The organism is Acidisphaera sp. L21 (genome assembly GCF_009765685.1).
GTDB lineage: Bacteria > Pseudomonadota > Alphaproteobacteria > Acetobacterales > Acetobacteraceae > LMUY01.
Genome location: NZ_LMUY01000028.1, coordinates 1 through 12,672 on the forward strand (window position 1 = coordinate 1; position 12,672 = coordinate 12,672).

11 protein-coding genes are annotated in these 12,672 nt (G+C 61.9%); 4 read left to right on the top strand and 7 right to left on the bottom strand.

The genetic code is table 11. The features are described 5' to 3' along the window. On the bottom strand, window positions 1–422 hold a 422-nt coding region (locus GSQ76_RS06990), incomplete at its 3' end, for a helix-turn-helix domain-containing protein (RefSeq protein ID WP_408836222.1). 436 nt (window positions 423–858) lie between these two features. On the opposite strand from GSQ76_RS06990, the gene GSQ76_RS06995 reads away from it, so the two are divergent. Together GSQ76_RS06995 and GSQ76_RS07000 are read left to right on the top strand one after the other, a co-directional pair. Beyond that, window positions 859–1,908 (top strand): catalase family peroxidase, encoded by a 1,050-nt coding sequence (locus GSQ76_RS06995; protein WP_158743196.1) that lies wholly within the window; start codon window positions 859–861, stop codon window positions 1,906–1,908. Further along, window positions 1,905–2,477, top strand: coding sequence for a cytochrome b (locus tag GSQ76_RS07000; RefSeq protein WP_158743197.1), 573 nt, complete (start codon window positions 1,905–1,907; stop codon window positions 2,475–2,477). The genes GSQ76_RS06995 and GSQ76_RS07000 overlap by 4 nt, the downstream gene beginning before the upstream one ends. 252 nt (window positions 2,478–2,729) lie before the next feature. Here the strand turns inward: GSQ76_RS07000 and GSQ76_RS07005 are convergent, their stop codons facing one another. From GSQ76_RS07005 to GSQ76_RS07030, 6 genes are all read right to left on the bottom strand, one after another. Continuing rightward, complete coding sequence (locus tag GSQ76_RS07005) at window positions 2,730–3,998, bottom strand: membrane dipeptidase (protein ID WP_335904887.1); 1,269 nt, start codon at window positions 3,996–3,998, stop codon at window positions 2,730–2,732. 279 nt (window positions 3,999–4,277) lie between these two features. After that, the gene (paoC, locus tag GSQ76_RS07010; protein WP_158743198.1) at window positions 4,278–6,482 is read right to left on the bottom strand and encodes an aldehyde oxidoreductase molybdenum-binding subunit PaoC; all 2,205 of its coding nucleotides are present in this window, start codon (window positions 6,480–6,482) and stop codon (window positions 4,278–4,280) included. A gap of 3 nt (window positions 6,483–6,485) precedes the next feature. After that, window positions 6,486–6,995 (bottom strand): xanthine dehydrogenase family protein subunit M, encoded by a 510-nt coding sequence (locus GSQ76_RS07015; protein ID WP_158743199.1) that lies wholly within the window; start codon window positions 6,993–6,995, stop codon window positions 6,486–6,488. A 951-nt stretch (window positions 6,996–7,946) separates the two neighbouring features. Beyond that, window positions 7,947–8,816, bottom strand: coding sequence for an MBL fold metallo-hydrolase (locus GSQ76_RS07020; protein WP_158743200.1), 870 nt, complete (start codon window positions 8,814–8,816; stop codon window positions 7,947–7,949). Next, window positions 8,817–10,136, bottom strand: coding sequence for an MFS transporter (locus GSQ76_RS07025; protein WP_158743201.1), 1,320 nt, complete (start codon window positions 10,134–10,136; stop codon window positions 8,817–8,819). It abuts the gene before it with no gap. A 115-nt stretch (window positions 10,137–10,251) separates the two neighbouring features. Then, window positions 10,252–10,566, bottom strand: a complete 315-nt coding sequence (locus GSQ76_RS07030) for a non-heme iron oxygenase ferredoxin subunit (RefSeq protein WP_158743202.1) — start codon at window positions 10,564–10,566, stop codon at window positions 10,252–10,254. Between the two features lie 153 nt (window positions 10,567–10,719). Between GSQ76_RS07030 and GSQ76_RS07035 the strand changes: the two genes are divergently transcribed. Together GSQ76_RS07035 and GSQ76_RS07040 are read left to right on the top strand one after the other, a co-directional pair. After that, on the top strand, window positions 10,720–11,604 hold the full coding sequence (locus tag GSQ76_RS07035) for a LysR substrate-binding domain-containing protein (RefSeq protein WP_158743203.1): 885 nt from the start codon (window positions 10,720–10,722) through the stop codon (window positions 11,602–11,604). A 126-nt stretch (window positions 11,605–11,730) separates the two neighbouring features. Next, the coding region (locus GSQ76_RS07040; RefSeq protein ID WP_158743204.1) for an amidohydrolase family protein at window positions 11,731–12,672 on the top strand (942 nt) is incomplete at its 3' end.

Below are 12,672 nucleotides of genomic sequence, written 5' to 3' on the forward strand. Positions count from 1 at the left end.
CAGGTTGAGCGTCGAACCAGGCGTGGCGCCGGGCCAGGACATCGGGGCGTTCCTGCTCGCTGGCGTGTGCCGTTTTTTTTGAAGGTGACGTCGTGGCGGTCCAAGAAGCGCCAGATCGTGCTGATTGCGAATGACGCGCCGTAATCGCCGTGCAGCAGTTCGGCCAACTCTGCCAGGGTAATGTCCTTCTGTGCCTCGATGGCGGCCAGGATCACGGCTCCGAACGCCTCGATCCGGTGAGAGCGCTTGTCACCGCCCACCGGCAGAGCGGTGGGGCGATCGTGCTCGCGCCAGGTCCGCAGCCACCGCACGGCGGTCGAGACGGCCACGCCGAACCGAGCGGCTGCAGAGTTGCGTGACATGCCACCGTCGACGGCCGCGATCACGCGCGATCGTAGGTCTTGAGAAAGTGCTCCTGCCATGCGCGCTGGCCTCCTACTCAGCCGGCATGATGAATCACACCGCTCCGCGTCGCGGGAAGAGATTTCGATTCGGGGCGGTGGGAAAATGCTCTAGCCGCACGACTCGAATTAGTCAGTCAGGTTAGGACCACAGCCATCCTATTATCTGACAGCACGTACGATGGTGATCCGAATTGAGAAAAGTCGTTGAATAAGCATAGCGTCGACAAATCGCGGTGCAATCTTTGGGCTATTTGGACGCAGAGTTGGAAATTCTTTTACAGGCTTCACCATCGACCGCAATGTGTCCGCTCGCGGATTTGTGATTGCCGGACCGGAGCCGACGGGCTCTTGACACGTCAGTGGTCCCTAACCGCGCTCTATTGGGTGTTTCGAGGCGGCTTGCTTTCGTCGCCGGCACCCCCTTCACTCTTCTTCCAACCACCGTGAGAACGCCGTGCCCCGTCCCACTTCGTCCTCGACACTTGGATCCCTGGTACTGATTGCTGTCGTGATCGGCGGCTCCGGCGCCTCCTTTGCCTACACGGCAGGGTGGCTGTCGCCGGATCAGCTGACCCCTACGCGGCTGGTAGCGGCGCTAGCGCCGCCAAGTGGCCCGGTCGCTGGGCATCGCCGCAACCACGCCAAGGGCATTTGCTTCACCGGTAGCTTCGAAGCGAATGGTGCCGGGTTGGCGCTGTCGAAGGCGCAAGTGTTCCAAAAGGGGAGTTACCCCGTGATTGGCCGGTTCAATCTGGGCGTCCCGGATCCGATGGCGGTGGATGGGGCGGCCCGCGTGAGAGGCATCGGCGTGCAGATTGCAACGCCGGACGGGCAGGAGTGGCGGATGGCGATGATCAATCCGCCGTTTTTCCCGGTCGCAAGCCCACAGGCTTTCTATGCGTTGCTCGTCGCATCGGGTAAGAAGGACGATCCGAACGCCATGAAGAATTTTGCTGCCGTTCATCCCGAGATCGGTGCCTTCGGTGCGTGGGCTGGCAGCGCGCCCTTCACCGAGAGCTATGCGGAGGAACGGTTCAACAGCCTGGACAGCTTCACGTTCACCGATGGCTTGGGCGCAGACCATGTGGTGCGATGGTCGCTCGTGCCGGCGGCCCAGGCCGTGAGCGTGTCGAAAGATGATCTTGCCAAGCGGTCAAACGACTTCCTGGAGCAGGAGATCACGCAGCGAGTTGCTGCCGGCCCGCAGCGCTGGACGATGACCGTCACCGTCGCCGAGCAGGGGGATCCAACCGCCGACCCTAGCAAGGCCTGGCCGGACGGGCGACGCACCGTGGATGTCGGCACGCTGGTGGCGAGCAAGATCGTGGCCGAGCCGGACGGCCCTTGCCGCGAGATCAATTACGATCCGACCGTGCTGCCTAGCGGTATCCACACGTCAGATGACCCATTCCCATCGGCGCGCTCCGCCGCCTATGCGGTGTCATATGACCGGCGCACGGCGGAGGCCGCTGCCTATCCGACTCATGGGGGAGCACCGCAATGAACCGCATCGGTGGCCGCTTTACGGGCACTCAGCGCGTGCTGCATTGGGGGATGGCCGTGGGCATCCTGGCGATGCTGTTCATTGGCGTTGGCATGGTGTCGACGGTGACGACGAGTTACCTGGCGCTGGTCTCGATCCACAAACCATTGGGCGTCGCCATCTTGGTCCTTGTGGTGCTACGCATTGCCGTTCGGCTGCGCTCCGGCACCCCACCGCTGCCAGTTGATCTACCGGCCCCGGTGAAGCTTGGGGCGACGCTGTCGCACTACGTGCTGTATCTGTTGATGATCGCGATGCCGCTGCTCGGCTGGGGCATGCTATCGGCTGCTGCTTATCCGATCGAGCTATTTCCTGGCGTATTCCTGCCGGCAATTCTGCCGCAGAGCGACAGCCTGCATACGCTGCTTTGGAATTTGCATCGTGCCCTGGCATTCGTGTTCTTCGCCGTGATCCTGCTGCACATTGCGGCGGGGCTATTTCATGCGCTTGTGCGGCGGGACGGCGTGTTTCAATCCATGGCAGGCGGGTCGATCCCCGATGAGCCAAGCGTATCAACCGCAGCGGAGTAAGGTGGGAACTGGTCGGGTAGGTTTGGCAAATGCTCTTTTGAGCCAGCCTGCACGTCCTTCCAGATCGACGAGGGCCGATCAGCGCCGACTAACCGGCCTAGGCAGCCGGTCAAGAGGGTTTGACCCTTTTGAACGAGCAGAATGCGGAGCATCGCGGGGCAGACTCCAAGCCCCTTGCTGCCATCGACCACTATGCCACCCTCGTTTCGCGATGGAAGCCCTGGCGAGCCGGATCAACGACCTGGTCTGGAATTATCCGTCCATGCTGGCTGCAAACACGCGAGCATAGTTTCCGCCCATCAGTTTGCGCACGTCCGCCACCCCGAACCCGGCAGCGAGCAAAGCAGCAGCAAGGCCCGGCAACGCGGCATAGCTATCGAACGTCGCGGGGCCGACCAACCCCATACTGTCCGTACCAAGCCCCACGTGGTCAACCCCAACCTCGGCAACCATTCGCGCCATACCTGCCGCTAGTGCCGCCATGTTGGGGAAGAGCGACGCTACCGGCCATATCCCAATCATTCCACCCGTTCCCGCGACCAGTTTCGCGTGCTCAGGCGTGATCAGCCGAGTGAAAGGGCGCGGGCGATTGGTTAACGACGTGTGCGACAGCACGAGTGGCTTGGTCGTCACGGCGGCAGCACGGCGGACCAGAGACAGCGTGCCATGGGCCACATCGACGATAACCCCAAGCTGGTTACAACGCCGAATGACCTCCGCACCGAAATCGGTGAGCCCTCCATGGACAGGCTCTTCCGTCTGGATGTCGCCAAGTTCGTTGACCCGATAATGCGTCAGTTGAAGATGCCGGAGTTGCCACTGGCCGTAGGCTTCTTCCACTCGTTCCGGATTGCCCTCGAGGAAATCGCCACCCTCAGCGGCCACTATGACGCAGGGTTGGTCGGAGCGGGCGCGCTGTAAGCTGGCCACATCTGTCAAAATTGTCATGCCCTGCTGCGTTGCCAGGGCGTGTAGACGGGCGAATGCGCGGTGCGAGTAGGCGTATAGCTCGCCAGGGGCTGGGTTACGGAAGGGATGAATGCGGTGATCGGTCATGAGCCGATGGGTCGGAGCGTCGGACACGATGGCCAGGCACACCACGGCAAGGCCGCCGTCCCGCATCGAGTCAGCGACGGGCGTGAAGGTACGATTTGTGCGAACGCTCAATAGCCGGCCAGCATGGGAGTGGACGTCAATGGTGACCGATTCTTGCAGAAGCTTAAGCGGTTCTACGGCTGGAGCCGCGGCGGCAAGGCACACAAGTGGTGCGCTTGCGAGTAATCGGCGCCGCCCGATACCGCCGCCGAATGGCCGAGCGGCTGTCAGGGTATGGCCTTCGGCGGTCTGGCCAAGCACCCCGATCAACGACGCCGGCCCGCTCTGCAGCGGAGCCGCGCCCGTTACGAACACACGGGAGGAGGCTGGTCCGGGCCGGCAGCCCGGGCAGCACGGCGGTTCGATCAGCAGCAGGTGACATCCATTCAAGTCCATGCCAGTCAGCCAGCCGTCCAGTCTCACCATGCGACCAGCAGCGGCAGTCACATCACCGGCCGCGATGTGCTCCCACCGCAGATGGATCACGGCGTCGCGACATGAATCTGCCAAGCTAGCAGCGCTCCTATCCTTCTATTCACGTATCGGGACCAGTAACCGCAGACATTCACTGACAGACACGCATCTTCAAAGAGGCGAGTCATCAAAAGTTCGGAGTCTGTGTAAAAGGGCAATCAGGCGCCCTATTTGGGGTGGCATCCTGTCCTTAAAAAGGTCTCGAGTATTGACTGCATTGCCAATGGATCGTCACGCCACCCCGGGCAGACGATCAAGCAGTTTGTCGAGCGTGATGGGATAGTCACGGACCCGTAGCCCGGTAGCGTTGTGAATAGCGTTCGCCACTGCCGCGCCCACGCCGCACAGGCCGAGTTCGCCGATCCCCTCTGCCTTCATCGGCGACGACATCGGGTCCGGGTCGTCAAGGAAGACGACCTCTTGATGCGGGATATCGGCGTGTACGGGGACTTCATACCCAGCGAGGTCATGGTTGACGAAGAACCCATGCCGCGTATCGACCGCCAATTCCTCCATCAAGGCGCCGCCTACTCCCATGGTCGTCGCGCCAATCACCTGGCTGCGCGCTGTCTTGGGGTTCAGGATGCGACCGGACGCGCAAACGGCGGTCATCCGGCGCACGCGGATCTCCGCCGTCGCAGAGTCCGCTGCGACTTCCACGAAATGCGCACCGAAGGTCGATGATTGGTATTTCTTGGCAAGATCGCCGTATTCGATCGAGTCCTCCCCAACCAATTCACCGTCCCGAGCGGCCGCGGCCAGAGGCATCATCCGATCGCCAGCGCGGACCTGGCCATCGGCGAACGTCGCGTCAGCCGAGTTGAAGCCAAGCTTCTGCGCAACTGTCTCGCGTAGTCTGACACAGGCGGCATCGACTCCAGAGGTAGAATTGTTGGCACCGAACTGGCCACCCGACCCCGACGACACGGGATAGGATGAGTCAGCAAGCCGGACGACGACCTGATGAACGGGTAGGCCCATCATCTCGGCGGCGGTTTGCGCGATGATCGTGTAGCTGCCGTTGCCAATATCCGTCATATCGGTCTCGACGGTGACAAGGCCCTCGCCGTCCAGACGGACGCGGGCGCCCGACTTCACCAGCATGTTGTTGCGGAAGGCGGAAGACACGCCCATGCCGATGAGCCAGCGTCCCTCGCGCATGGTGCCCGGTGTGGAATTGCGCTTGTCCCACCCGAATCGTTCGGCGCCTACCCGCATACATTCGGACAGTTGGCGTTGCGCGAACGGCCGATCTGGGTGTTCTGGATCCACATTCGTGTCATTGATGCTGCGAAGAACGATCGGGTCCAATTCCAGCTTCTCCGCCATCTCGTCCACGGCGATTTCCAGCGCCATCAACCCGGGCGCCTCGCCCGGCGCGCGCATCGAATTGCCCTCTGGCAGGTCGAGAACCGACAGCCGGGTTGCAGTCATGCGGTTGGCACCGGCGTAAAGCAGGCGTGTTTGCGAGACGGCTGCCTCAGGCTTCCCGCCTGGGAGATCACCCGACCAGCCCTCGTGGGCAATTGCCGTGATCTTGCCATCCTTGGTGGCGCCGATCCGGATCCGCTGCTGCGTGGCGGGACGGTGAACCGTGTTGTTGAACATCATCGGGCGTGTGAGCGCTACTTTGACCGGTCGCCCGGCAGCACGGGCGCCAAGGGCGGCCATGATTGCGTCGGCTCGCACCCATAGTTTTCCGCCGAAGCCGCCGCCAACGAAGGGGGACAGCACGCGAACGTCCTCCTGGGGGAGACCAAGCGTCGTGGCAATGTCCGCCGCGCCCCGAGCGATCATCTGGTTCGAGGTCCAAAGTGTCAGCTTGTCGCCGGTCCACACGGCCATGGACGCAAGTGGCTCCATCATCGAATGGGCTTGATCGGGCGTCTTGTAGGTTTCGTCGAGCTGGACTGGCGCCTCCCTAAAAGCCCCTTCGAAGTCGCCGACAGCGGTGTCGGACGGGTCTCCGTTCACGGGATGGGGTTTGCCCCCGCTCATCGTCTTGGAGAGTTCGTAGGCGCCGTCTTTTGTAACGTACTCAAGGTGGACCAGGGAAGCGGCGGCGCGCGCTTGTTCAAACGTTTCCGCAACCACCATGGCCACGGCCTGATGATAGTGCTCCACCTCCGGCCCCGCGAGCAGCTTGGCAGTGTTGAATTTGCCTTTGCCGAGCTTGCCCGCATTGTCGGCCGTGACGATGGCGAGCACGCCGGCTACAGCCTTCGCCGCCGTCAACTCCATGGACGCAATCTGGCCCTTCGCGATGGCAGCGCCGACGACAAACCCGTAGGCGGGGTTCGGCACCTCGTCATGTCGTTCGTAGGCATAGGGGGCGGTCCCGGTGACCTTGAAGCGCCCCTCGATGCGATCAAGCGGCTGGCCTACGACCTTCATCTGGTCGATGGGATTTGTGGTGGCGGGGGTGTCGAACTTCATGGCTCAAGCCCTCGCTTCGGTGAGGACGGCATCGAGCGTGCGCTCGACCAGCAGTAGCTTGAACCTGTTCTGGTCGGTCGGCTTTGCCCCAGCGAGCAGTTGCGCCGTCACGGCTCGCGCACCGCGGGGCATTTCCGCCTCGGCCGATTCGACGCGCCAGGGTTTATGGGACACGCCGCCGAGCGCCACGCGTCCCGTCCCATCCTTCTGGATGATGGTTGCAACCGAGACGAGCGCGAACGCATAGGATGCCCGATCGCGGACCTTTTGGTAAATCTGCGTGCCGCCAGCGGGTTTCGGCAGCGTCACCGTGGTAATCAGTTCGCCAGGGAGCAACGCGGTCTCGACGTCTGGAGTGTTCCCCGGAAGTTGATGGAAGTCGGCTATGGGAATAGCCCGAGTTGTGCCGTCGGGCTTGACGGTGTCGACCGTTGCATCCAAAGCGCGAATTGCGACGGCCACGTCACCTGGATAGGTGGCGATGCAGGAATCGCTGACGCCGATCACGGCCATTTGGCGACTGATCCCGCCGATGGCCGTGCATCCGCGGGCTGGCTGGCGCTTGTTGCAAGCCTGGTTTGTCAAAAACCGCTGCTATTCCCATACTTGCGGCGGCGTATCTTATAGGTTTGCTGGGACACACGTAACTAAGCGCGCGTCAACTCATGTCTCAGAGTCACGATTGTGACTTGGCCGGTCCGAGACATTGGGTCGAGATCAAACCGGATACTTGCCCTGATCTCGACCTGAGGTTCGCCCGGTTCATCTGTGTGCCGCCCGGGTTTCCGCCTATTCTCCGCCTCGCTTGCGGCGAAAAAACGACTTGCCTAAACTGGCCGCCCGAGGAGCGTCCAACGCCCTCGGGGGCAGTAAGCCAAGTATCAAGACGTCACCGCATCGGTTAGCGAATGACGACTGGACCAATCCGGACACTATGCCGGCGGTGGTAGTAATGACGATTTGGGCCATGCCAATGCCGGTGATGATACCGGTCATAGTAATACTGTACCGTCATCGCATGAATCGTTGGAGTGCGCTGGACGTGCATATTCCCAGGGGCTGGGGCAACCACGTGCCCGTTCGGCCCGGGCACGAGCACGTCGGCATAACCCGCCGCAGGCGCAGTATCCCGCGTCGCCGCATGCGATGGGCTAGCAAGCGCCAGCACCCCCAATCCAAGCAGTCCGGCTAACTTAATATGCACCATGTTCTCCTTTGCGATCGTTTTGCCAACCAGCGGGCCTGTTGGACTACGTCACAGCAACGACGGATGTCCGGACATGTTCCATGATGAACACGATTTAAGATAGCATTTGATGCCACTCCGCCCCACCTCGACATGGTCCTTGGCTCTACAACCGGGGGTCTTCCGATGGCAGGCCCTGCCAGGAACGCCAGGCGATCCGCCTGCGAACTCAAAGCCGACCCAAATCGGTCATTCAGAGGCGTTAGCGCACTTGCGCACTAGAACACCGGCTGGCACCGGAAGCCGTCGCCCCAGCGTTTCACCAGGCCTACGGATGGCGAGGGGAAGTGTGCAAAGCATGTCAATGTGCCGCTGGCACAGCATGACTCGAGGAAGCTCCGCCGGGTTGCCACAGCCAGCGCCGGGTCGTGGTCCAGGCGCATGTGTAGTTCGGGGTACCGTGCCTGCAGGAGCGAGTGGATGAGGTCGCCGGTGACAAACGCCCCAGGTGTGCCACGACCAAGTGCCACTGCAAAATGGTCGACCGTGTGGCCTGGTGTCGGCAACAGGCGGACATGATCGGTCAGGATGTGATCGCTCGTCACCAATTCGGCACGCGCGGCATGCACGATCGGTAGAACACTGTCCTCGATCCAGGGTACGGCGGTTTCGAGGTTCCGCGCCGTCCAGAAATCGAGTTCTTTACGCGAAAGCACATAGCGCGCGTTCGGAAAGGTTGGCACCCAGTGCCCGTTTTCTAGCCGCGTGTTCCAGCCGACATGGTCAACATGCAAATGGGTGCACATCACGTAGTCGATGTCTTTGACACATAGCCCGATTGCAGCCAGCCCGTCCATGTAGCGCCGGTCTGATTTCTGATGCCAGTGCGGACGCAGTGGGCGCGACTTGTCGTTGCCGATACAGGTGTCGATTAGAACGGTGTGGTTCGGCGTAACGACGACATAGGATTGGAAGCAGAGCACGATGTTGTCGTGCGCATCGAGCGCCGCCGGTTGCAGCCAGGATCGGTTCTCGTCGAGGCATTCTCGGGTAAGGTTCGGCAGAAATTCCAACGCCGGCCGATTACTTTGCTCCATTTCCACGATACGATGTATGGTCATGTCGCCAACGCGAAATGTCGTCGCCATTTACGCCGGCCCCATCGCGGGGTTGGGCAATGGATAGCGCGTTTCAATCGCAGACAGCGAGATCGGCCCAGCGACGACGCCGGTGTAGCAAACCGCGGCCGCCAACATGATCACCGAGCCGATCACCAGCGCCAACACGAAGGACCCGGTGGCGTCGACCACCATGCCGGTGACGATCGGCGAGATAGTACCACCTGCAAACGCGCCGAAATTTTGGATCGATGATAACGATGCAGCGTAGCTATCCGGCGCGACTGCCGTCACCAGCGTCCACTTGCCGGACTGGCCGAACGATAGGAAGAACAACGAGGCCGAAATACTCCCCAGGGCCAGCGTGAGATCGGTCGTGCAGGCTGCCAGCACACAAAACAGCGCCGCACCTGGGTAACCGATGCCGGCAGGGATTTTGCGACTGCGAATGATCGCGATGCCCCCGTGCGCCAGCCAGTCGGTGAACCAGCCTCCAGCCAGCGATCCGGCAATCGAACAGGCGAGCGGGATCATGGCTAGCACGCCCGTCTTGGCGATGCTCACATGGTGCTGCATCTCGAGATACGACGGAAGCCAGGCGCCATACAGCCAGATCGCGTAGCCGGAAAAGAAGGCGCCCAGGATCATCCCCCAGGTCGACCGGAAGGCGAATAGCCGGCGCCAATGGGCGAAGGTGACGGGAGCCTGCGGTGCTACGCTGGTCACGCCCAGGTAGTCGAGATCTTCCTTGTCGAGGCTGCTTGCCTCCGGATCGCGGTACAGGACGAACCAAACCACGGCGATGACCAGGCCCAGTACGCCCATGACGACGAACATCGTTCGCCAATTGAAGGTGACCAGCAGCAGCGTGAGGACCGGCGTGCCAATGATGCGACCTAGATCTGCGCCGAGCGTGTAGACGCCGGTCGGACGACCACGGTCGCGGATATTAAACCAGTTCGAGACGGTTCGTGTCGTTGCGGCAAAGGCGGGCGACTCAAACAACGCCAACCCGGCGCGGGACCATAGCAGATGGGTAAAGCTGGTTACCAACCCACCCGCTGCAATGGTCAGCGACCAGAGCACGATCGACGCCCCCATTAGCCGCCGCGGGCCCACGCGGTCCACGACCAAGCCGACTGGAAGCTGCGACAACGCGAAGGTGATGGCGAATGTGGAGTTCAGTAGGCCGATGGCCGTGGCGGAAATACCGAATTCCTGCCGAATGCTCAGCGTGCTTATCGCCAGTGTCGAGCGGTCGATGTAGTTCAAGATGATCGCCATTGTGCACAAGCCGACGGCGAGCCATTGCTTACGGCGGAACTTTGGCGTGGCTTGTTTTTGCTGCACCTGACATTTCCTCGGCGCCGCATCGTTGGCGGCACATCGGTGGAACGCTAGCAGTGAGCCCACTATGTGCCCAAACCGTGTTTCGGCAACCTAGCTTCGTCCCACGCGATGCTGTTCAATTGAGTTGAACGAACACGTCCTCGCCTTCGACGCAGACCGGAAAGGTGCGGATATCCTCGAAAATCGGCGGTCCCATTCCCTTGCCGGTTCGGATGTCGAATTGGCCGTTATGGAGCGGACACTCGATCAAATGACCCTCCAACCATCCATCCGTCAACAGCGCGTAGGCGTGGCTGCAGACGTTCTCGGTGCAAAACCAACCATCCTCGACATGGTATAAAGCCAGGTTCACGCCCATCAGTTCGACCGGGATCGCCTCGCCATCCGCCAAGTCCCCCACGCCGGCGATACGGGTCCAGCTTTCGTCCATCTTGGTCTCCTTGCTCGCTTGCCGCTGTCATCGCGGCGGTTCAGGGCGCCAGCCTTACGGTGTCTGCTACGCAATGAATAGACACTCGCCAGACTCTGCGGACGCGGGCAGTCTGGTGGACAAGACGCCAGAATGGGCGTCGCGGAGCGTCCGATGCAGCTCGACCTGGTGACCTTGCGCCTGTTCATCGCCGTGCATGAGGAGTGCAGCCTGACGCGCGCCGCCGAGCGGGAGCATATGTCGCTATCTGCCGTCAGCAAGCGCATTTCCGATTTGGAGAAAGCGCTGCGGACGGTGCTGTTCCGGCGCACGAAGAACCGGCTGGAGCCGCTGCCAACGGCACAAACCTTGGCCCGTCATGCGCGCCGGGTGCTGTCCGAACTGGACGAACTGCAGGGCGAGTTCCGGGATTTTGCCCAAGGGCTCAAGGGCCGTGTTCGCATCTGGTCGAACAGCTGGGCGATCATCCAATCGCTTCCGAAGGATTTGGCGTCGTTCATGGCCGACAACCCTCTGGTGCAGATCGAACTGCAGGAGAATTTGACGCCGGTCATCATCCAGGGTGTGGCGGACAACGCGGCAGATATCGGCATTTTTGCCGGGAATGTGCCAGCGCCGGGGCTGCATGTGGAGCCCTATCGTTACGACCGGCTGGTGGTGGTGATGGCCGCCGATCACGACCTTGCCGTCCGGGAGGCGGTGCGGCCGGCAGATATGGTGCCATACCACGTGATCGGCCCCAAACTGGGCAGCGGTATCGACGCGCTGTTCGCCCAGGCCGGCGCCGGGCTCAACCTGAAGCCGCGCATTCGCGTCGCCGGGGCCGAAGCCGTTTGCTGCATGGCGGAAGCAGGGCTGGGTATCGGTCTGGTGCCGGAAAAATCGGCGCAACGATACAGTCATTACCTGAAGATCGTGGCACGCCCCTTCGAATCCCCTTGGAGCGTGCGGCAGATCAATTTGTGCACGGGGCCGTTGGAAAGCCTCAGCCCGGCCGGGCGCCGGTTGCTGGCGCACATGCGCGCGACGGTGGACTAATCGGCTCACCCCAACCTACGCCGTTGGCCAAGCAAGCTTCGCGCATTACGACATCCCACGCGCCCAATCTTCGCTAGAATGCCGGCTCCCGCGCGAAAGACGCGGTCTTGAGGGGGAGGACCGGTCATGGTCCACGACATCATTGACTGCGATATCCATCCAACCGTTCCCAGCCTGAAGGCGTTGTTGCCCTATCTGGAAGACCATTGGCGCCATGTGGTGCAGACCCGCGGCATGGATGAGCTGAATTCCATCAGCTACCCAGCCCGCTCGCCGCTGACCGCGCGGGCCGATTGGCGCCCAGAAGAGGGCAAGCCGGCAGCGACGCTGGCGCAAGTTCGTAGCGAGTGCCTGGACGCATTCGGGACCTCGATCGCAATCTGCAACTGTCTATACGGCGTGCAACTCCTATTTGGGGAGGACATGGCGGCCGCCTATGCCCGGGCGGTCAACGACTGGATCGCCGCCGAATGGTTGGACAAAGACCCCCGGCTGCGTGCCAGCATCGTGGTGCCCGTGCAGAACATCGAACTGGCCGTCGACGAGATCGTGCGCTGCGCCCAGGATCAGCGCTTCGTGCAGGTGCTGCTGCTGGCGAGCGGCGACCAACCCTTGGGCAAGCGGCATTACTGGCCGATCTACGCCGCGGCAGAGCGTCTGGGGCTCACGATCGGCATTCACGCGGGCAGTAACTACCACAACCCGCCGACCGCGGTCGGCTGGCCCAGCTACTACACGGAGGACTATGTCGCCCAGGCGCAGGCCTTCCAGACGCAGCTTACCAGCATGATTTGTGAAGGTGTTTTTTCGAAGTACCCAACGCTCAAGGTCGTGCTGCTAGAATCCGGCTGGACCTGGCTGCCCGCCCATCTGTGGCGTTTGACCAAATACTGGCGCGGCTTGCGGATCGAGATCCCCTGGGTCGACCGCTCCCCAACGGAGATCGTGCGCAGCAACGTGCGCCTGTCGCTGACCCCGATTGACGCGCCGCCCGATACTGCTGGATTGCTGCGGATCATCGATCACATGCAGTCGGACGAGTTGCTGCTGTTCTCGACCGACTACCCC

Coding starts and splice junctions, on each gene's coding strand:
- GSQ76_RS07015 (WP_158743199.1), bottom strand. CDS start 6,995: ATGGCCGTGATCGGCGTCAGCGATTCCTGCATCGCCACCTATCCAGGT.
- GSQ76_RS07035 (WP_158743203.1), top strand. CDS start 10,720: ATGCAGCTCGACCTGGTGACCTTGCGCCTGTTCATCGCCGTGCATGAG.
- GSQ76_RS07030 (WP_158743202.1), bottom strand. CDS start 10,566: ATGGACGAAAGCTGGACCCGTATCGCCGGCGTGGGGGACTTGGCGGAT.
- GSQ76_RS07000 (WP_158743197.1), top strand. CDS start 1,905: ATGAACCGCATCGGTGGCCGCTTTACGGGCACTCAGCGCGTGCTGCAT.
- paoC (WP_158743198.1), bottom strand. CDS start 6,482: ATGAAGTTCGACACCCCCGCCACCACAAATCCCATCGACCAGATGAAG.
- GSQ76_RS07005 (WP_335904887.1), bottom strand. CDS start 3,998: ATGGTGAGACTGGACGGCTGGCTGACTGGCATGGACTTGAATGGATGT.
- GSQ76_RS07020 (WP_158743200.1), bottom strand. CDS start 8,816: ATGGCGACGACATTTCGCGTTGGCGACATGACCATACATCGTATCGTG.